This is a genomic window from Paenibacillus sp. FSL M7-0420 (genome assembly GCF_038002345.1).
GTDB lineage: Bacteria > Bacillota > Bacilli > Paenibacillales > Paenibacillaceae > Paenibacillus_AQ.
Genome location: NZ_JBBOCJ010000001.1, coordinates 5037883 through 5059258 on the forward strand (window position 1 = coordinate 5037883; position 21376 = coordinate 5059258).

General features: G+C 56.2%; 10 protein-coding genes. 2 read left to right on the plus strand and 8 right to left on the minus strand.

All coding sequences use genetic code 11. The features are described from left to right. Positions 1–22 precede the first annotated feature (22 nt). The 8 genes from MKX51_RS21535 to MKX51_RS21570 all read right to left on the minus strand — a co-directional run bounded on the left by MKX51_RS21535 (position 23) and on the right by MKX51_RS21570 (position 17576). Positions 23–1213, minus strand: coding sequence for a hypothetical protein (locus MKX51_RS21535; protein WP_340993791.1), 1191 nt, complete (start codon positions 1211–1213; stop codon positions 23–25). 188 nt (positions 1214–1401) lie between these two features. Then, positions 1402–10398 (minus strand): hypothetical protein, encoded by an 8997-nt coding sequence (locus tag MKX51_RS21540; protein ID WP_340993793.1) that lies wholly within the window; start codon positions 10396–10398, stop codon positions 1402–1404. 160 nt (positions 10399–10558) lie between these two features. Next, on the minus strand, positions 10559–11371 hold the full coding sequence (locus MKX51_RS21545) for a hypothetical protein (RefSeq protein WP_340993794.1): 813 nt from the start codon (positions 11369–11371) through the stop codon (positions 10559–10561). A gap of 16 nt (positions 11372–11387) precedes the next feature. Further along, entirely contained in the window at positions 11388–13148 is a 1761-nt protein-coding gene (locus MKX51_RS21550) for a glycosyltransferase (protein WP_340993795.1), read from the minus strand. Positions 13149–13317: 169 nt separating this feature from the next. Continuing rightward, complete coding sequence (locus tag MKX51_RS21555) at positions 13318–14373, minus strand: sugar phosphate nucleotidyltransferase (protein ID WP_340993796.1); 1056 nt, start codon at positions 14371–14373, stop codon at positions 13318–13320. Positions 14374–14392: 19 nt separating this feature from the next. Continuing rightward, positions 14393–15166, minus strand: a complete 774-nt coding sequence (locus tag MKX51_RS21560) for a hypothetical protein (RefSeq protein WP_340993797.1) — start codon at positions 15164–15166, stop codon at positions 14393–14395. Positions 15167–15207: 41 nt separating this feature from the next. Next, complete coding sequence (locus MKX51_RS21565) at positions 15208–16455, minus strand: glycosyltransferase family 2 protein (RefSeq protein ID WP_340993798.1); 1248 nt, start codon at positions 16453–16455, stop codon at positions 15208–15210. After that, on the minus strand, positions 16452–17576 hold the full coding sequence (locus tag MKX51_RS21570; protein WP_340993799.1) for a glycosyltransferase family 2 protein: 1125 nt from the start codon (positions 17574–17576) through the stop codon (positions 16452–16454). The genes MKX51_RS21565 and MKX51_RS21570 overlap by 4 nt, the downstream gene beginning before the upstream one ends. Positions 17577–17754: 178 nt before the next feature. Between MKX51_RS21570 and MKX51_RS21575 the strand changes: the two genes are divergently transcribed. Together MKX51_RS21575 and MKX51_RS21580 are read left to right on the plus strand one after the other, a co-directional pair. Then, the gene (locus MKX51_RS21575) at positions 17755–18948 is read left to right on the plus strand and encodes a glycosyltransferase (protein ID WP_340993800.1); all 1194 of its coding nucleotides are present in this window, start codon (positions 17755–17757) and stop codon (positions 18946–18948) included. A gap of 156 nt (positions 18949–19104) precedes the next feature. Beyond that, positions 19105–21252 (plus strand): glycosyltransferase, encoded by a 2148-nt coding sequence (locus MKX51_RS21580; protein WP_340993801.1) that lies wholly within the window; start codon positions 19105–19107, stop codon positions 21250–21252. Positions 21253–21376 lie beyond the last annotated feature (124 nt).

Sequence of the window (21376 nt, forward strand, 5' to 3'; positions counted from 1 at the left end):
TCAACTCCTCTATGTTAGTGGTTTAGAACAATTTAAGAATGGATATCGAGGCATTAACATCAGTAATTGTACCGGCGGCACTGCTATTAATCATAACTAATGTATTCACTGCTTCACCAGTAACGGTGGGGAAAACACTTCCGCCCGCTACAAGATTAGAGGTGACAGCGACAGCTGTATGATACGATATTGCTTCGCTTGCTGGAAGGGTAGCCCCATTGAGCAAAAGAGCAACGCTAAAATTCTCCCCTGTCGGAGTAGAAGCATTAGCTGAATAATGAACATAGTAGGTTGCCGGTTCCAAAACGCCCAGAACATCGTTATTTTGCAGATTGAAACCACCTGGATTACGGCTGATGTTGGAGCCTGTGGCATACGCATCGGTATCAAAGACTATTGGACCTCGCGGACCTATTGGACCTCCTGAAGTAAGGGTGGATAACCACCGGTCAATAGGCGGCTCACCTGTTTCTCCGGTTGCTCCGGTCAAGCCGGTTACTCCCGTAACTCCTGTTAGACCCGTCAGGCCGGTAGAGCCAGTCGCTCCTGTCTCCCCTGTAACTCCTGTTTCTCCTGTAACTCCTGTCAGACCCGTCAGGCCAGTAGCACCCGTCTCTCCCGATACCCCTGTAACTCCTGTTTCCCCAGTAACTCCTGTTAGACCCGTTAAGCCGATCGCCCCTGTCTCCCCTGTAAGGCCGGTGGGCCCGGTCAGTGCAGTCAACCCAGTGGCCCCTGTAATGCCTGTAGCTCCCGTCGCTCCTGTAGGTCCTGATATGCCTGTGAAGCCGCTAACTCCCGTGGTACCGGTCGCGCCATCGTCTCCGGTCTCTCCAGTTTCACCTTGCAGACCTCTTGGACCTATCGGTCCCTCGTCTGGTCCCGTTACGCCTATGGCTCCAGTACCGCCATAATCAACCGGTGCGGCAAGCAGACTCTCTAACTGGCTGGTCTGCAGCCAGGCGCTTTTCACCGTTTCCCCCAACATGTTACGGATACTATTAGTGATGTCCTGAATATTGGAGATATTCACCACCGGAGCAGTTACTCCAGAAAGAGTGCCGAGCGCATACTGCATCTTCTCCCCTTCTGCATTAATTACATGGCTAAGTCCTAACTCTTCCATGGCGATGGCTGACAGCATCATGTTGATGGCATCGCTACGGGTGAGTGTAATAGTAGGTGTAATGTTAGGCAGATTAGCTTGAGACAAATCAATCCTCTCCTTTCTGGTTTAGAATAGTCCATCATATGCTGCTCTGTACGATTGGTTCGGCAATTCGTCCAGGCTATGTAAGAAAAAATCTGATATGGTAAAGCTCTATATATGGAGAAAGACCAGCCCGGATCTGGCTGGTCTTCGCAAGAGGCAAATTCATCTGATCACAAATTAGAGAAACCTTAACTCAATTGGATGATAGTAACCTTAGCTGGGAAGAAGCCATAAATCACTTCATCCATATTAACAGTTACAGCAGTCCCTTCATATACAAGCGCAAGTTGAATGGTTACCTGGCCATCAGCTTCTAAAATATAAGTTCCGTTAAGATTAGAAGGAGTAGTGCTTATTGGAGCTGTAACTATTGATGTAGATTCTGGATTACCATTATTAATCAATTCTAAGCCTGCTGGCCTTGTATCAGAGGATTGAATGGTAGCTTGATACAATATCAAGTAGTTTCCGGCTTCTACCACAAACTCATTTGTATCAGTAATTAAGGGTCCTATAGAAGTTCCGTTGCTGGATGTATAAACGATGCTAAAGTGTGGAATAGGGAAATGATCACTTGTTGCCACCGTATTTCCCTCTGTAAGAACAAACTGGGCGTAATTCTGGGACAGAACACCAGTCGGACCTACAAGACCAATACCCGTTGGTCCAGTCGCCCCAGTTAACCCAGTAACGCCAGTCGCTCCTGTTAGCCCTGTTGCTCCAGTCTCACCCTTAACTCCTGTCGCTCCCGTTTCACCTGTGAGTCCCGTTGCTCCAGTCTCGCCCGTAACTCCTGTCGCTCCCGTTTCACCTGTGAGTCCCGTTGCTCCAGTCTCACCCGTAACTCCTGTCGCTCCCGTTTCACCTGTGAGTCCCGTTGCTCCTGTCGCTCCCGTAACTCCTGTCGCTCCCGTTTCACCTGTGAGTCCCGTTGCTCCTGTCGCTCCCGTAACTCCTGTCGCTCCGGTCTCTCCCGTCGTTCCCGTTGTTCCGGTTGATCCGGTTGATCCGGTTGATCCGGTTGATCCAGTGTTACCGTCCTCACCTTTTGAACCTGGGCCTCCATTTATTCCAGACTTACCTGCTTTCCCTGTGGTGCCCGTCACTCCCGTCATACCTGTTGGACCTGTTGGACCCGTCATACCTGTTGGACCTGTTGGACCCGTCGCACCTGTTTCAACAACACTTAATCCAGTAACTCCTGTTGGCCCAGTCACACCTGTAACTCCAGTGGATCCCGTTTCCCCGGTGAGCCCTGTCGCTCCAGTCGCTCCGGTCAGTCCCGTTGCTCCGGTCTCTCCTGTAAGCCCAGTCGCTCCCGTTTCCCCGGTGAGCCCTGTGGCTCCCGTTTCTCCCGTCAACCCGGTTGCTCCGGTCTCTCCCGTGAGTCCTGTCGCTCCGGTTTCCCCGGTGAGCCCTGTGGCTCCCGTTTCTCCCGTCAACCCGGTTGCTCCGGTTTCTCCCGTGAGCCCTGTTGCTCCGGTCTCTCCCGTAAGCCCCGTTGCTCCGGTCTCTCCCGTGAGTCCCGTAGCTCCAGTCTCTCCTGTGAGCCCCGTGGCCCCGGTCTCTCCCGTAAGCCCCGTTGCTCCGGTCTCTCCCGTAAGCCCCGTTGCTCCGGTCTCTCCCGTAAGCCCCGTTGCTCCAGTCTCTCCAGTCAGCCCGGTTGCTCCAGTCTCTCCCGTGAGTCCTGTTGCCCCAGTCTCTCCTGTAAGCCCTGTCGCACCAGTCTCTCCAGTCAGCCCCGTGGCCCCGGTCTCTCCCGTGAGCCCCGTTGCACCAGTCTCTCCAGTCAGCCCTGTCGCTCCCGTTTCGCCAGTAAGTCCCGTCGCTCCAGTCTCTCCCGTGAGTCCCGTCGCTCCGGTCAGCCCTGTTGCTCCGGTCTCTCCCGTCAGCCCCGTCGCTCCCGTTTCCCCGGTGAGCCCTGTCGCTCCAGTCTCTCCCGTAAGCCCCGTGGCTCCGGTCTCTCCTGTGAACCCTGTCGCTCCAGTCTCACCTGTAAGCCCCGTTGCTCCGGTCTCTCCTGTGAGCCCCGTCGCTCCAGTCTCACCAGTCAGCCCGGTTGCTCCAGTCTCTCCCGTGAGTCCTGTTGCCCCAGTCTCTCCCGTGAGCCCCGTCGCTCCAGTCAGCCCTGTTGCTCCGGTCTCTCCCGTAAGCCCCGTTGCTCCGGTCTCTCCCGTGAGCCCCGTCGCCCCGGTCTCTCCCGTGAGCCCAGTCGCTCCAGTCTCTCCAGTCAGCCCTGTCGCTCCAGTCTCACCCGTAAGCCCTGTTGCTCCGGTCTCTCCCGTCAGCCCCGTCGCTCCAGTCTCTCCCGTAAGTCCTGTCGCTCCTGTCTCTCCCGTGAGCCCCGTCGCTCCAGTCTCTCCCGTAAGTCCTGTCGCTCCCGTTTCCCCAGTGAGTCCTGTTGCTCCTGTCTCACCTGTGAGCCCCGTTGCTCCAGTCTCGCCCGTAACTCCTGTCGCTCCCGTTTCACCTGTGAGTCCCGTTGCACCGGTCTCTCCTGTGAGCCCTGTCGCTCCAGTCTCACCCGTAAGCCCCGTGGCTCCGGTCTCTCCTGTGAGTCCTGTTGCTCCGGTCTCACCTGTGAGCCCCGTTGCTCCGGTCTCTCCCGTGAGCCCCGTCGCCCCGGTTTCTCCCGTGAGCCCTGTCGCTCCCGTTTCTCCTGTGAGCCCTGTCGCTCCAGTCTCTCCCGTGAGTCCTGTCGCTCCCGTTTCCCCAGTGAGTCCTGTTGCTCCTGTCTCACCTGTGAGTCCTGTTGCTCCTGTCTCACCTGTGAGCCCCGTTGCTCCAGTCTCTCCAGTCAGCCCTGTCGCTCCAGTCTCTCCCGTAAGTCCAGTCTCTCCCGTCAGCCCTGTTGCCCCAGTCTCTCCTGTAAGCCCTGTCGCTCCAGTCTCTCCCGTGAGCCCCGTCGCTCCAGTCTCTCCCGTGAGTCCTGTTGCCCCAGTCTCTCCCGTGAGCCCCGTCGCTCCAGTCTCTCCCGTGAGCCCCGTCGCCCCGGTTTCTCCCGTGAGCCCCGTCGCTCCGGTTTCTCCCGTGAGCCCTGTCGCTCCCGTTTCTCCTGTGAGCCCTGTCGCTCCAGTCTCACCCGTAAGCCCCGTTGCTCCGGTCTCTCCCGTGAGCCCCGTCGCTCCAGTCTCTCCAGTTAGCCCTGTCGCTCCAGTCTCCCCGGTAAGTCCCGTTGCACCGGTCTCTCCTGTGAGCCCTGTCGCTCCCGTTTCCCCAGTGAGCCCTGTCGCCCCGGTCTCTCCCGTAAGCCCCGTTGCTCCGGTCTCTCCCGTGAGCCCCGTCGCCCCGGTCTCTCCCGTGAGCCCCGTCGCTCCAGTCTCTCCAGTCAGCCCTGTCGCTCCAGTCTCACCCGTGAGTCCTGTTGCCCCAGTCTCTCCCGTGAGCCCCGTCGCTCCAGTCTCTCCCGTAAGCCCTGTTGCTCCGGTCTCTCCCGTGAGTCCTGTTGCCCCAGTCTCTCCCGTGAGTCCCGTCGCTCCAGTCTCACCAGTCAGCCCTGTCGCCCCGGTCTCTCCTGTGAGCCCCGTCGCTCCAGTCAGCCCTGTTGCTCCGGTCTCTCCCGTGAGCCCCGTCGCCCCGGTCTCTCCCGTGAGCCCAGTCGCTCCAGTCGCTCCAGTCAGCCCTGTCGCTCCAGTCTCACCCGTAAGCCCTGTTGCTCCGGTCTCTCCCGTCAGCCCCGTCGCTCCAGTCTCTCCCGTAAGTCCTGTCGCTCCCGTTTCCCCAGTGAGTCCTGTTGCTCCTGTCTCACCTGTGAGCCCCGTTGCTCCAGTCTCGCCCGTAACTCCTGTCGCTCCCGTTTCACCTGTGAGTCCCGTTGCACCGGTCTCTCCTGTGAGCCCTGTCGCTCCAGTCTCACCCGTAAGCCCCGTGGCTCCGGTCTCTCCTGTGAGCCCCGTTGCTCCAGTCTCGCCCGTAACTCCTGTCGCTCCCGTTTCACCTGTGAGTCCCGTTGCACCGGTCTCTCCTGTGAGCCCTGTCGCTCCAGTCTCACCTGTAAGCCCCGTGGCTCCGGTCTCTCCCGTGAGCCCTGTTGCTCCAGTCTCACCCGTAAGCCCTGTTGCTCCAGTCTCACCCGTAAGCCCTGTTGCTCCGGTCTCTCCCGTGAGCCCTGTCGCTCCAGTCTCACCCGTAAGCCCCGTGGCTCCGGTCTCTCCCGTGAGTCCCGTCGCTCCAGTCTCTCCCGTGAGCCCTGTCGCTCCAGTCTCACCAGTCAGCCCTGTCGCTCCAGTCTCACCCGTAAGCCCTGTCGCTCCGGTCTCTCCCGTGAGTCCCGTCGCTCCAGTCTCTCCCGTAAGCCCCGTTGCTCCGGTCTCTCCCGTGAGTCCTGTTGCTCCCGTTTCGCCAGTGAGCCCTGTCGCTCCGGTTTCTCCTGTAAGCCCTGTTGCTCCAGTCTCACCAGTCAGCCCCGTCGCCCCGGTCTCACCAGTCAGCCCTGTCGCTCCAGTCTCTCCTGTGAGCCCTGTCGCTCCAGTCTCACCCGTAAGTCCTGTCGCTCCCGTTTCCCCAGTGAGTCCTGTTGCTCCTGTCTCACCTGTGAGCCCAGTCGCTCCAGTCTCTCCAGTCAGCCCTGTCGCTCCAGTCTCCCCGGTAAGTCCCGTTGCACCGGTCTCTCCTGTGAGCCCTGTCGCTCCAGTCTCTCCAGTCAGCCCTGTCGCTCCAGTCTCCCCGGTAAGTCCCGTTGCACCGGTCTCTCCTGTGAGCCCTGTCGCTCCCGTTTCCCCAGTGAGCCCTGTCGCTCCAGTCTCACCAGTCAGCCCTGTTGCTCCGGTCTCACCCGTAAGCCCTGTCGCTCCGGTCTCTCCTGTGAGCCCTGTCGCTCCCGTTTCTCCTGTGAGCCCTGTCGCTCCAGTCTCACCCGTAAGCCCCGTTGCTCCGGTCTCCCCAGTGAGTCCTGTTGCTCCAGTCTCTCCCGTCAGCCCCGTTGCTCCGGTCTCTCCTGTGAGTCCCGTCGCTCCAGTCTCTCCCGTCAGCCCCGTCGCCCCAGTCTCTCCCGTCAGCCCCGTTGCTCCGGTTTCTCCTGTGAGCCCTGTCGCTCCAGTCTCTCCCGTGAGTCCTGTCGCTCCCGTTTCCCCAGTGAGTCCTGTTGCTCCTGTCTCACCTGTGAGCCCCGTTGCTCCAGTCTCTCCCGTGAGCCCTGTCGCTCCCGTTTCTCCTGTGAGTCCTGTCGCACCGGTTTCTCCCGTGAGTCCCGTCGCTCCAGTCTCTCCCGTCAGCCCCGTCGCTCCGGTCAGCCCTGTTGCTCCGGTCTCTCCCGTCAGCCCCGTCGCTCCCGTCTCCCCGGTGAGCCCTGTCGCTCCGGTCTCTCCTGTGAGCCCTGTCGCCCCGGTCTCTCCCGTCAGCCCTGTCGCTCCGGTCTCTCCCGTGAGTCCCGTCGCTCCGGTTTCTCCCGTGAGCCCTGTCGCTCCAGTCTCTCCCGTAAGTCCAGTCTCTCCAGTCAGCCCTGTCGCTCCAGTCTCTCCAGTCAGCCCCGTCGCCCCGGTCTCTCCCGTGAGCCCCGTTGCACCAGTCTCTCCAGTAAGCCCTGTCGCTCCCGTTTCGCCAGTAAGTCCCGTTGCTCCCGTTTCCCCCGTGAGCCCCGTGGCTCCGGTCTCTCCTGTGAGCCCTGTCGCTCCAGTCTCACCAGTCAGCCCTGTCGCCCCGGTCTCTCCCGTGAGCCCCGTCGCCCCGGTCTCTCCCGTGAGCCCTGTCGCTCCCGTTTCTCCAGTCAGCCCTGTCGCTCCAGTCTCACCCGTAAGTCCTGTCGCTCCCGTTTCCCCAGTGAGTCCTGTTGCTCCTGTCTCACCTGTGAGCCCAGTCGCTCCAGTCTCTCCAGTCAGCCCTGTCGCTCCAGTCTCCCCGGTAAGTCCCGTTGCACCGGTCTCTCCTGTGAGCCCTGTCGCTCCAGTCTCTCCAGTCAGCCCTGTTGCTCCGGTCTCACCCGTAAGCCCTGTCGCTCCGGTCTCTCCTGTGAGCCCTGTCGCTCCCGTTTCTCCTGTGAGCCCTGTCGCTCCAGTCTCACCCGTAAGCCCCGTTGCTCCGGTTTCTCCCGTGAGTCCCGTCGCTCCAGTCTCTCCCGTCAGCCCCGTCGCCCCAGTCTCTCCAGTCAGCCCCGTTGCTCCGGTTTCTCCTGTGAGCCCTGTCGCTCCAGTCTCTCCCGTGAGTCCTGTCGCTCCCGTTTCCCCAGTGAGTCCTGTTGCTCCTGTCTCACCTGTGAGCCCCGTTGCTCCAGTCTCTCCAGTCAGCCCTGTCGCTCCAGTCTCCCCGGTAAGTCCCGTTGCACCGGTCTCTCCTGTGAGCCCTGTCGCTCCCGTTTCCCCAGTGAGCCCAGTCGCTCCCGTTTCTCCTGTGAGTCCTGTCGCACCGGTTTCTCCCGTGAGTCCCGTCGCTCCAGTCTCTCCCGTCAGCCCCGTCGCTCCCGTTTCCCCGGTGAGCCCTGTCGCTCCAGTCTCACCTGTAAGCCCCGTGGCTCCGGTCTCTCCTGTAAGCCCTGTCGCACCAGTCTCTCCAGTCAGCCCCGTCGCCCCGGTCTCTCCCGTGAGCCCCGTTGCACCAGTCTCTCCAGTAAGCCCTGTCGCTCCCGTTTCGCCAGTAAGTCCCGTTGCTCCCGTTTCCCCCGTGAGCCCCGTGGCTCCGGTCTCTCCCGTGAGCCCCGTCGCCCCGGTCTCTCCCGTGAGCCCTGTCGCTCCCGTTTCGCCCGTGAGCCCTGTCGCTCCCGTTTCCCCGGTGAGTCCTGTGGCTCCCGTTTCTCCCGTCAACCCAGTCGCTCCAGTCTCTCCCGTAAGCCCTGTCGCTCCCGTTTCTCCTGTGAGCCCAGTCGCTCCGGTCTCTCCCGTAAGCCCCGTTGCCCCGGTCTCTCCCGTGAGTCCTGTTGCTCCTGTCTCACCTGTGAGTCCTGTTGCTCCTGTCTCACCTGTGAGTCCTGTTGCTCCTGTCTCGCCCGTGAGTCCCGTTGCTCCCGTTTCCCCAGTGAGCCCTGTGGCTCCCGTTTCTCCCGTCAACCCGGTCGCTCCGGTCTCTCCCGTCAGCCCCGTTGCCCCGGTCTCTCCCGTGAGTCCCGTCGCTCCCGTTTCACCTGTGAGCCCTGTTGCTCCGGTTTCTCCCGTGAGTCCCGTCGCTCCAGTCTCTCCCGTCAGCCCCGTCGCCCCAGTCTCTCCCGTCAGCCCCGTTGCTCCAGTCTCTCCCGTAAGTCCTGTCGCTCCCGTTTCCCCAGTGAGTCCTGTGGCTCCTGTCTCACCTGTGAGCCCCGTCGCTCCTGTCTCACCTGTGAGTCCTGTTGCTCCAGTCTCACCAGTCAGCCCTGTCGCCCCGGTCTCTCCCGTGAGCCCTGTCGCTCCAGTCTCTCCCGTCAGCCCCGTCGCTCCTGTCTCACCTGTGAGTCCTGTTGCTCCAGTCTCACCAGTCAGCCCTGTCGCCCCGGTCTCTCCCGTGAGCCCTGTCGCTCCAGTCTCTCCCGTCAGCCCCGTGGCCCCGGTCTCTCCCGTAAGCCCCGTTGCTCCAGTCTCTCCAGTCAGCCCTGTCGCTCCAGTCTCCCCGGTAAGTCCCGTTGCACCGGTCTCTCCTGTGAGCCCTGTCGCTCCGGTTTCTCCCGTGAGTCCCGTCGCTCCAGTCTCTCCCGTAAGCCCTGTCGCTCCCGTTTCTCCTGTGAGTCCTGTCGCACCGGTTTCTCCCGTCAGCCCCGTTGCTCCGGTTTCTCCCGTCAGCCCCGTTGCTCCGGTTTCTCCCGTGAGTCCCGTCGCTCCAGTCTCTCCCGTCAGCCCCGTCGCTCCCGTTTCCCCGGTGAGCCCTGTCGCTCCAGTCTCACCCGTAAGCCCCGTGGCTCCGGTCTCTCCTGTGAGCCCTGTCGCTCCAGTCTCACCCGTCAACCCAGTCGCTCCAGTCTCTCCCGTAAGCCCTGTCGCTCCCGTTTCTCCTGTGAGCCCTGTCGCTCCAGTCTCACCCGTAAGCCCCGTGGCTCCGGTCTCTCCCGTGAGTCCTGTTGCTCCTGTCTCGCCCGTGAGTCCCGTTGCTCCCGTTTCCCCAGTGAGCCCTGTCGCTCCCGTTTCCCCGGTGAGCCCTGTCGCTCCCGTTTCTCCCGTCAACCCGGTCGCTCCGGTCTCTCCCGTCAGCCCCGTTGCTCCGGTTTCTCCCGTGAGTCCCGTCGCTCCAGTCTCTCCCGTCAGCCCCGTCGCTCCCGTTTCCCCGGTGAGCCCTGTCGCTCCAGTCTCACCCGTAAGCCCCGTGGCTCCGGTCTCTCCTGTGAGCCCTGTCGCTCCAGTCTCACCCGTCAACCCAGTCGCTCCAGTCTCTCCCGTAAGCCCTGTCGCTCCCGTTTCTCCTGTGAGCCCTGTCGCTCCAGTCTCACCCGTAAGCCCCGTGGCTCCGGTCTCTCCCGTGAGTCCTGTTGCTCCTGTCTCGCCCGTGAGTCCCGTTGCTCCCGTTTCCCCAGTGAGCCCTGTGGCTCCCGTTTCCCCGGTGAGCCCTGTCGCTCCCGTTTCCCCGGTGAGCCCTGTCGCTCCCGTTTCTCCCGTCAACCCGGTCGCTCCGGTCTCTCCCGTCAGCCCCGTTGCTCCGGTTTCTCCCGTGAGTCCCGTCGCTCCAGTCTCTCCCGTCAGCCCCGTCGCTCCCGTTTCCCCGGTGAGCCCTGTCGCTCCAGTCTCACCCGTAAGCCCCGTGGCTCCGGTCTCTCCTGTGAGCCCTGTCGCTCCAGTCTCACCAGTCAGACCAGTGGCTCCGGTCTCTCCAGTCAGCCCTGTCGCTCCAGTCTCTCCCGTAAGCCCTGTCGCTCCAGTCTCTCCCGTGAGTCCTGTTGCCCCGGTCTCTCCTGTGAGTCCTGTTGCCCCGGTCTCTCCCGTGAGTCCTGTCGCACCGGTCTCTCCCGTCAGCCCTGTCGCTCCCGTTTCGCCAGTGAGTCCCGTCGCCCCAGTCTCTCCTGTAAGCCCTGTTGCCCCGGTCTCTCCTGTCAGCCCTGTCGCCCCGGTCTCTCCTGTCAGCCCTGTCGCTCCCGTTTCCCCAGTGAGTCCCGTCGCCCCCGTTTCCCCGGTGAGCCCTGTCGCACCAGTCTCACCAGTCAGCCCTGTCACTCCGGTTTGCCCCGTCATTCCAGTCATACCGGTTTGCCCTGTGAAGCCTGTCGATCCAATATTACCTCTTGTACCTTGACTTCCGCCCCGCCCTGTGGTGCCTGTTGGTCCTGTTGGTCCTGTTACTCCGGTTGGTCCTGTACCCATTAGTTGTCAACTCCTTGCTGCCATATATTTCAAATTATTCAAAAAATAATTTTAACTTTATTTCTAATTCCCAAGATAGTAAGAAACGGGTACACATCCTTAAATAAGGATGGTATCCGTTTCAAATTTCATTTACTTTAGAGGAAAGTACATTCCTCAATTACATTAAGGCCAATATAGTCACAGAAGCAGCTACAAAACCATTCGGAGAATTAATAATATCCGTTGATATTCTTGTACCTACTTCAATAAGCACTACTTGCATATTTTTATCTCCGTCTAAGGCATCTATAATTACCACCATAGTCACAGGAGTTACAGGTCTTTTACTTCCTGGAACTTCAGCACCTGAATAAACTACATGAAAAGGATCAATACTACCATCCACTGATATTCCAATACCTGGAGACACATCATCCGTATATTGAACAGAGGCTTGAACTGAGACATGATACATATGCCCTCCAGGCAATATAAAAGTATCGCCGCCTTGCAACCCAATTGACTCTGCAGGATCAGTTACTAACGCATTAAAAAATCCAATAGGAGTATTCGGCGCACTTGCAACAGAGTAACCATTAACTACATATGTTCCAAAAATATTAGTGATTGATCCTGTAAGCCCGGTCATCCCCGTTTGTCCTGTAACTCCAGTTAATCCCGTAACTCCAGTAAAACCGGTTACTCCCGTTAATCCCGTATTTCCTGCCCCCGTTGCTCCGGTCATCCCGGTTACTCCCGTATTTCCTGCTCCCGTTGCTCCCGTCATCCCGGTTAATCCCGTGTTCCCTGCTCCCGTTGCTCCCGTCATCCCGGTTAATCCCGTGTTCCCTACACCCGTTACTCCCGTTGCCCCCGTTGCTCCGGGGTCTCCATCGTTACCTTTTGAACCAGGGCCTCCATTTATTCCATTCTTACCTGCAATCCCCGTAGTTCCTGTTGGCCCTGTTGGCCCTGTAAATCCCATAGCCATAAACTGTATTCCCCTTTCAAATTTCTTGGTTTAAATTTCTTTTCCTTCTTGAAGGGTGCCTGTTCTCAAGTGTAATAGTGCTGCTTTGATTGGCCTCCCCAGGTATTGCTATAAGCTCCCCAATGATCGCATTACAGCCAAGAACAGCCTCCCGAGCAGCCAGACGGTTCCTCTTAACCTCCCAGTGTTCTTGTTCTACTTCACCTGCCTGTAAGCATAGATTAAGAGAGAACACGGAATGTGTACTGCCTTGTGAACTCTTCATTGCGGCTAGTGCTTTCCGTTCCTCTCCGCTCACTTCTTCGTAGGGATTCAGCCAGAGTACATGGGAAGAGGTTAGGAGCCCTTCCAATCTTCCCCAGAGCTGCGACTGTTCATCCTCGGAGGGCAGAGGATGAACAGTCGCACCCAGTACGCTAGCAAACTTATTAACGGCTTCGCCTATTCCGGCATCGATCACAATCCATTGATCGGCGAACGGCTGCCAACTGGCGGCCCACTTCTGCAGAGCAGAGAGCGGACCATCTTCCCTGCCAAGCAATACAATTACAGACCAGGTATACTCCGGAGTTGTAATGCAGTGAAGGGAGGCCTTTCGCGGAGAAGGTACGGAGAAGCTGCCGTTGTCCACAGGAGGCTCCTCCACTACCGTCAAGTGTTCTTCCAGATGAGATAGCTTCTCTTCCGCTTCCGCGAATGAAGGCGAGAACTTCAGCGCTCTGAGATACCAGGCCTTGGCCTCACCAGGCCGCCCGCACATCTCATAACAGTTCCCGATATAATAGCAGGGGTAGAAGGTTCCCGCACCCTTGAGAATCATATAATGAAGAGCATTCTCTCCAAGCGTCAGACAATGCTCGAAAGCGGAGATTGCAGCTTCTACCCGGCCGGTATGCATAAGAATGCAACCCTTATACAGATGCATATCCACATAATCCGGATATAAGCTGATGGCCTTCTCAATGCCGGGCCAGCCTTCCCTGAAGCTGCCCATCGCCAGCAGACAGCCATATTTGAGCTTGTAAAAAAGCGATGGCGGCAATTTGGTCTGCTGCAATGAGGCGGCTATGGCCAGATTAACTTGCCGGAAGGCATGCGCATACTTCCCCACCCGCTGGTATTCACTTGCTATATGGTAAAGACTCCACGGATCGGGGTTCGAATTGTCTGTTACAGCTTCCTGCAGCAGCTTCAGATTGCGTTCATGTTTGGATTTAAGAGAAGTCACGGACTGCAGGTAGCCATAATGGAACAGCCGGACCGGAAGCTGGAACGAAGTGCTGGTGTCCTCCCTGGTATGGGTGTTGGGCCAGCTTAATTGTTCGTGAATTCCGCCGGTGAAATGCAATCCCTCGCCGTTACGGAACAGACGGCACTGGGCCAGCCGGTAAGCTTCATCCGCCCGGGGACGGAATACACTATTGAAGTGGATCGTTTCCAGAGATGCCAGCTTGTATTCCGGTAAGCTGCTTAACATCCGAAGCTTAGGTGCGTCTCCAGCAGCGAGCTCTTCATCCGCATCCATCCATAGGATCCATTCTCCCGTTGCATGGCTGAGGCTATAATTCCGGGCTTCCGCGAAGCTCTGTTTCCAGGGAAACTGAAGAATGATTGCGCCGTAGCCGCTGGCAATGTCCATCGTCCTGTCACGGGAGCCTGTATCCACGACGATAATCTCATCTACCCCTTCGCGCACACTCGACAGACAGCGTGCAATCCAGGGCTCTTCATCTTTGACGATCATGCACAGGGAGATGAGAGGGGCGTTCGCCTTCACTGTGTTCTGCCATACTGGAGCTGCCTCCTTCCATAATGGATGTACCGGACCTTGCGGACCAACCGGTCAGGCTGATGTTCAAATATATTGACATCACCTCTTTACCTTATGACGGTTTCCGCCAACATAGAACATTGTCGGATAAAGTCGGACAATCTAGTATAAAATTTCAGGCGCTGCCTTTCTCAGTCCTTGGCAATGGACTCCTTCCGTCTTCCTGGTCGGGTGCGGGAAGCAGGTCCTTCAGATGATCCGCAGCATCTTTCCGGGCCACAAGAATACCCCCGGGTCCTGCCGCAACGATCACATTGTCTAACCCGACAAGCATTACCGGAATGTCGAGTTCGTTGACAATCTGGCAATTTAATGAATCTTCACTGACCTGCCCCCATCCCAGAACGGAGGACGGCAATTCTTCAGAGAGCGTATTCCAGGTCCCTAAGTCCTTCCACCCGTTGAGGTAGGGTATACAGATCAGACGGCTGTTGCCTTCCAGCACCTCTACATCGAAACTGCTCTTGGGAAGACGGTGATACTGCCTCTGCAGATCAACATAATCTCTTGGGAAGCCCGCCGCTTCCAGCCGGTTCAACTGGTCGCATAACCGGAAAGCAAAGATCCCGCAATTCCACATTGCCTGCTGCTCAAGCAGCGCTTCAGCCGCCTGCCTGTCGGGCTTCTCCACGAAGCTGTCAACCGGCACATAGTCTGGATTCTCCCGCTTCCCTCCGGAAGAGACAGAGGGAACAATATAACCGTATTTCCCTGACGGGCCGTCTGGTTTCGCCCCCAGCAAGGCGACTTCCGCACCGGAGTGGCGGAGAGCCTGATCCAGCTCCGTCAGCTTGAAAAAGAATTCGTCGTTCACATAAGCATCTACAGGCAGCACAATGACTGTCTCATCGGGGGAAATCTTCTCCACCGAATACAAATAGGCCGAGGCAAGGCTGACTGCCGGAAAGGTGTCTCTGCGCCGCGGCTCAATGATGACCTTCGGAGCTATACGAAGCTGCTTGCGGATCAGCGTCTCTTGTCCGCTTGACGTTGCAATATAGACTTCATGGTCGAGGCCCGCAGCCGATAACTGCCGCCAGATCCGCTGAAGCATAGACTCTCTCCCGCCTCCCGGAGCAGGCAGCACCTGTAGGAACTGCTTGCTCCGGATACTGCTCGAGAGCGGCCATAAGCGTGTACCGGAACCGCCGGATAGAAGCACCAGCTTCATGGTTCATTCCTCCCTTCCTCTAGTGGAAGTCGTCTGCAGTCAGATTGACTTCATTGAATTGCTCTTCGGTATCCCAAAAGGTCAGCATTCCGTACTTTTTACGGTTATCCAGGTATTGGGGAATTCCCGCCTTTCTCAAGCCGTCGCTCATAATGACATATTCGAAGCGGTTGGTGCCGTCACCGTACCGGACATGCTCCAGAATGTCACGGCGCATCAGATAAGTGCAATGGATGACATCGACCTGGATCAGACCCTTCACAGCCTGATATAAGAAATTGAAATACATGTCGTTGCTCTTGAAGTAGCCATCTGCATCCACCATATTATGATAGTTGGAATATAGACTTAACGGAGCCTCAGCCACAGTAAGCAGTGGCCCGACCACCGGCAGGTTCGTAGAGAGCAGGCTCTCCAGCGTATCCGGGGCAATGAAATTATCGCAATCTGCTACAAAATAATGGGTATTTTTCGATTTAGCCCATTCAATAGACTCTTGGCGCAGCCTGCCGATTACTCTTAAGCGTTCATAAGTCCATTCATGCGGAGCATAGTTCTGCACAGGCTCTTCCACATCGCTGTTATCCAAATACACCTCATGGTATCTCTCGCCCACCCGTTCGGCCCATTCTCTAAGGATCTCTTCAGTCCGGTCATTGTTGTTGTTGGTCCGAATGTACAGTTTGATCCTTGAGGCAGGATACGTCTGCCGCTCTATAAGTTCCAGATAGAGCGGCAGTACATGCGCCTTGTCCTTAGCTAATATAGCAACCGTTACCAGATCCTGTTCCATGATTGCCCTCCTGTTAAAATATTCTTTGTCTTCTTATATTTCTATTGCCTGGACGCGGCAGTCTCTCGGTCTGCAGCAGTTAACCGGGTGCTGATGGTAGCATGGCTGACTATGCCGAAGAACGGGCTCTGCCTTGGCTGTTGAATATCCTCCGGATAGAGCTTGCTGCTATCCTGCATGATCATATAACGGGCACCTTCCGCACAGCGGAGGGAGACCACTTGATATTGGTGGAACAAGGACAGCTTCAGCCCAATAAATTTCCGGCGCTCATCCGCATTAAGCACATCACCTTCCTGCAGCCAAAGAATGTAAGGCTCTATGGCCATATGACTGATCCATTCCCGCAACTTTTGCACATTGAGCTCCCCCTTCACGGTATAAATCTGCCGTGTATAGCGGGCAGCGGTTTGCGCAATGCGTTCATTGCCTGTAGGGTCTAAGACAATCATTTGTTCCGTTACCCCTGCAAATGAAGCGAGCGTCTCTTCCAGTGCAGCTTCATCTCCGGATGCAATAATTCCCGCGCATACGCGCACAGGCTGAGTATAGATCAGGCTGTGGATATCCGCGCCCCATTTCTGAAAAGCCTTCTGCTTGTTCTCCTGCAGAAGTGACATGAGATCGAAGGAAGAGGTCTGCCCCATGCTGGCATGGCCGATATGATGGATGAATGAATCCTCGGCAATCAACAGCTTGTAGCCATACTGCAATGCCCGCAGGCACAGATCGTCATCCTCGTAATTTCCCAGGCCATATCGTTCATCGAACCAGCCAATCTCATCCAGAACACTGCGTTTGACTAGCAGACAGAAGCCGATCAGGCGCCGGACCTCCTGTACCTGCCCACGCTTTGCTTCACAGTACTCTACCGCGAATGCCTCCATATCCTTAAGTTCACTGTAAGTCACCGGAATCCGCTGATGTCCGCTGATATAATTCGTAACAGGTCCTGTCATGCCGACCGTACTATCTCTGTTCAATGCATGAAGCATGGGAGCCAGCCATCCGTGAGGAACTACAGTATCATTGTTGAGGAACAGAATGGCTTCGCCTTCCGCTACCTCTCCTCCTTGATTGCAGCCTTTGGCAAACCCCAGATTCTCCTTGTTCTCGATCAGCTTAAGTTCAGGATAATGCGTCTTCAGGAAATTCACGGTTTCGTCACTTGAGCCATTGTCAACGACAATGACCTCATGCTCCTCAGGTGTATTTCGCCGGATGCTCTCCAGACATTGAATCGTTAAGGCTAACTGATTAAGGGTAAGAATGACAATACTCGTCTTCACTGGACCAACTCCTTTTGTTCTTCAGGCACGTAGCCGTTAATCTCTACATGTTTGTCCCCCAGCAGGTTCGTGTAATAATTGCGGTTGTATATCGCACTGGGATTGGCCGGATAGTGTGCGAAAGAAACCTCATTGCAATAGTCAGCGTATAGGTGGTCCCCCAGCTTGTCGTAGCAGACACAGAGCTGCAGAGTCGGGAGCCATGTACCGGAGGAGTAAGCCTCCGTTCCCGGTTCACTGGTTTTAGGGAGGGACTCCGCAATCCTGAACCAGTGCACTGCCTGTTCGTACTGCTGCAATTCCATGAAATAAAAGCCTATCTTGCAGCAGGTTTCCGGACGCGGGAGATCATAGTCGAAGGTACGGCACAAGGACAGCAGCTGCTCCTGTTTTTGCCCCAGCGCCGCATGGCTGTCCGCCAACCTCAGACAGGCCTGAATGTTATCCTCTACCCAGCCTTCGCCTTCTGACAAGAAACGCTCATAGTTCTCCAGCGCCTCGTGGTAGAAGCCATGATCGTACAGCTCATTGGAGTAATAGATCCGGTCTCTGGCCGTAAACGGCTTGCCCTCAGCGATCATCTTGCGGTAGATCTTAAGGTTGCGCTGCGTATATTCCTTGTCTTTCTTATGTGTAATGCATATGTCGCTCTCAAGCACAGGGGGGGTAACCTCAATAAATTCATGAACAGCACCGATCCACCTGAACCCGCAATCGCGTCTGATCAGACGGTTGCGTCTGAAGCTGTAGAGCGACTTCCCATTCTCATCGGTTATGAGAACATAAACCATGGATACTGCATGATATTCGGTAGTCATTGCAGCCTTCAGAGTCTTGAAGCGCTCCCGGTCAATCTCCTCAATGACATCATCTGCATCGAGCCACAGTATATACTCACTTGCCGCTTGGGCGAATGCGTAATTGCGGGCGGCTGCGAAATCATCGATCCACTCAAAATCATAGATTGCGGCTCCATATTCGGCTGAAATCTCTTTGGTGCGGTCTGTAGAGCCGGTGTCCACGATGATGATCTCATCCACTATATCCGCGACCGATGACAGGCATCGCCCCAGGCTCTTCTCCTCATTGCGTACAATCATACACAAGCTGATCGTCGGCAAGTCTTCTCCTCCTTCTTGCAGATTCTGAATATCCGGACTTACCGGATTTCTCGTATATGTATATGCCGGTCTTGCCGGATCATTCGGCCGGAATTGCCCGCATGAATTCCATTTCGGTTCATAAGCTAGTACAGATAACCGTGTAATTCACTTGTCAACAAGATGGAAGGAGAAGCATATGCATACGATTCCCCCCTCGCTCTACTATCGTTTCTATCGTTACGGCACAGGCTGCAGGATTGCCTTGGACGGTGTGTTAACGTTGCCGGAACAGACAGCAATCGGCTCCGGCGTGTTCGTGCGGGAGGGATACCGGTGGGATATCCCCTCTCCCGCCAAGAATGGATCACCCCGTATAGTGATCGGAGACCGCTGTGATTGCAGCCGGTTCCTGACGATCACTGCAACGGGCAAGGTAGAATTGAAGGCCGATGTGATCACAGGTCCGCACGTGTATATATCTGATGCCAGGCAAGCCTGGGAGAAGGACAACAGCGAATCCACAGTAACCATCGGCGAAGGCTCCTGGATCGGTGCTCATGCCTCCATCATCGGACATGTAAAAATAGGCAGGGGCTCTGTGGTCGGTGCAGGCAGCGTAGTTCTGCGCGATGTGCCTGATTACTGCGTGGTCGCCGGTAATCCGGCCGAATTCCGCCGGATCTACGATCCTTCCAGCGGAGAGTGGCTCAGGGTACATAGCGAGGCAGAAGCCCGGGAGGTACTCGCACGCAGAAGTAAGGAACCGCTGTTGTCCATATGCTTGCCAGTACGCAGCCAGAACGGAGAACTGCGGCGCTGTCTGGAGTCGGTTTATGCCCAGACTGAGGATTACGGTCTAATCGAGGTCTGCGTCCTGGACGATACAGCAGCACAGGAGACAGAAGAACTGGCGCAGCGATTTGGAGATCTTCACCACAGCTTCCGCTACTGCCGCAACCCTGCCTCTGGAGATGGCAGTCCTCTTAACATTCAAGCCGCAAGCATGGCACGAGGGAAGTTCATCATGCTGCATGAGCAAGGAACACCCTTCCTTCCTAATGCTCTTACTCCATTTCTGAACGTACTGCATACTCATCCGGACTGTGCTGTTATCCTGCTTCAGCCTGCGCTCATCCGCACCGCTCCACAGCTTGAACGGTTGGAGGGACTCACCGAATTCACCAGACGTACAGCTTCATCTGCCTCCCCTCCGCCCTCGGTTATCTTGAACCGAAGGGAGTGGGAGCAAACTGCAGATCCTGCACAAGCCAGACATTTTCTGGACCCATGGGTCTCGCGGCAACATGCTCTATTACAAGCCAACCCGCAGTTCTGCCTGTGCCGCTATACCCTGTCCGAAGCCGGGGGACACATCCGATCCGCTCCATAATCTTGACTTCTGTCAAAAAGAATGATGATTGGCCGTTACCCGAATATATATAGACTAAGACCCTGAAAATGGATTCAGTATATAGTTCTGGTCCATGAAGTCCGGCAAATAGCAGGAATACCAGTTACTGAGTGTAAAGGAGAGGATCACAGCGAGATGGACGACCGTAAAATTTGTTTCATTATATGTGCGAATAATGAGGAATTAGCCGAAAGGAGCCAGCAAAATCTAAAGCAATTGATCAAACCGGATGGATACACAGTAGATCTCCAAATCGTAAGGAATGCCTCCGGCCTGGCAGCAGGATACGATCAGGCAATGCGCCAGTCGGATGCCAAGTATAAGGTATATCTGCACCAGGACGTCCAAATCCTGAACCCTCAATTCCTGGTGGACATCGTCCGGCTGTTCTCCGATTATTCGTCGCTCGGCATGATTGGAGCCGTCGGGGCGAAGACGCTGCCGTCTTCCGGGATATGGCAGGATGCATCGCAGAAATACGGCAAAGTGATTGATAGCCGTACCGGTACACTTCAGTCTCAGGAATTCATGCAGCCGTCAGGCGAATATGAATCGGTGGAGTCGCTAGACGGGCTACTGATGGCTACACAGTACGACTTGCCCTGGCGTAAGGATTTGTTCACCGGCTGGCACTTCTATGACGCTTCCCTTAGCCAGGAATTCATCAGCAGCGGTTATGAGGTAGGCGTCCCCAAGCAGCTTCTGCCCTGGTGTCTGCATGAGTGTGGTACTCTGGACCGGACCACCGCTTATGCAGATGCCCGTCGCATCTTCCTGGAGCATTACGGCTATGGCAAAAGCCACGGCCAACACCGGTTCCACCGGTTAGGCAGCGGCTGCAACATTCATCCCACCTGCGAATTATCAGGTACAGCCGGGATTGCTCTGGGCAATGAAGTCAAGCTTCAGGCAGATTGCTGCATCATGCTCCCCTACAATAATATTGCCAGCGAACCGCGCATCCAGATTGGCGCCGGAAGTGAGATCGAACGCCGGTGCAGCCTGTCGGCAGTCAATCGGATCGTTATTGGCTCACAGGTTGCCATTTCAACAGGTGTGCAGATCTCGGATTACAACCCAGCCTACGAGGACATCCATCTCCCTATTAAGAAGCAGGGGGCGGATTCCTGGAGCCAGACCGTATCGATCGGCTCCGGAAGCTGGATCGGTACCAACACCGTTATTGCCGGACAGGTATCCATCGGTAAGGGCTGCGTGATAAGTGCAGGCTCGGTCGTTGTATCCGGCACTGTCATTCCTGACTATTGTGTGGCTGCGGGTGCGCCTGCCAGAGTCATTAAGCAATATGATCCGGGCTCCCGAAAGTGGCTGAGGATCAGCCCATCGCCCGGCGGGGAGGCAGAACTTCCCAATGAAGAGAATCAGATGCAGCCGCTAATGAGCATTTGCATTCCTGCCTTTAACTGCGGGCAAGAGCTCAATCTTTGCCTGAACAGTATTTACAGCCAGAATACCAGAACGGCAGATTTCGAAGTCATTGTATCCGATGATGCTTCAACGGATCACACAGAAGAGCTGGTGCGGAAGTATCAGGAAAGTTATTCCAACCTTCATTATTACCGTAATGAACGGCACGATGGGACCGATGGCAATATCCTAAAATGTGCGGGTTATGCCAGGGGAGAATTCATCAAGCTGCACAGCAGCGAGGATTACTGGCTCCAAGGCTCACTGGAAACCTTGTGTAATCTGATCGAACAGAACCGGGACTGCAGCCTGCTCTTCCTTGATATCCTTAGTAACACCGGAGCGGTGAACCGTGGATCAGGAATCAGCAATTATGTAGAGCAGGTCTCGATCTACAGTACATTTCTATCGGGAATCATTATGCGGAGGAAGGAATTCGTACAGATTGCCTCACCTGATAGGTTCATCCATTCGAACCTGATCCAGGTCTATCTGGAGCTCTCCATTCTGGAGATTTCTTCCGATTACTGTGTGTATCACCGCAAACTCCTGGCCAGCAGCGACAAGATTGCAGGAGGATACAGCTTCGCTCAGACCTTCATTATTTCATACTTGGGAATTCTTAATTCCTTCCTGGACAAAGGATTGGATGCAGCCGTACTGGCAGCTGAGAAGAAACATATCGCCCATACCTTTCTCCTCTGGTGGTACAACTACATGCTGGAGAAGAATCTTGAGCAGCTACAGCCGGGAGATTTCGTACGGATTTTTGTTGCAGCCTATCAGGATGAGTCCTATTATCCCGACCTGCATGAGCGGTTGCACAAGATTCAGGCCAAGCATCTAAAGATCTGAGGCAAGTTGTAACGGCTTTGCCATCCTTTTAAGGACGGTACCGTTTCAGCTAAATTCTTATATTTCAAAATAGCCGCCGGGCAGGCCGCAACAGGCTTGTCCGGTCAAGCTAAAAGAGGAGGCA

Coding starts and splice junctions, on each gene's coding strand:
- MKX51_RS21545 (WP_340993794.1), bottom strand. CDS start 11,371: ATGGCTATGGGATTTACAGGGCCAACAGGGCCAACAGGAACTACGGGG.
- MKX51_RS21580 (WP_340993801.1), top strand. CDS start 19,105: ATGGACGACCGTAAAATTTGTTTCATTATATGTGCGAATAATGAGGAA.
- MKX51_RS21555 (WP_340993796.1), bottom strand. CDS start 14,373: ATGAAGCTGGTGCTTCTATCCGGCGGTTCCGGTACACGCTTATGGCCG.
- MKX51_RS21575 (WP_340993800.1), top strand. CDS start 17,755: ATGCATACGATTCCCCCCTCGCTCTACTATCGTTTCTATCGTTACGGC.
- MKX51_RS21540 (WP_340993793.1), bottom strand. CDS start 10,398: ATGGGTACAGGACCAACCGGAGTAACAGGACCAACAGGACCAACAGGC.
- MKX51_RS21560 (WP_340993797.1), bottom strand. CDS start 15,166: ATGGAACAGGATCTGGTAACGGTTGCTATATTAGCTAAGGACAAGGCG.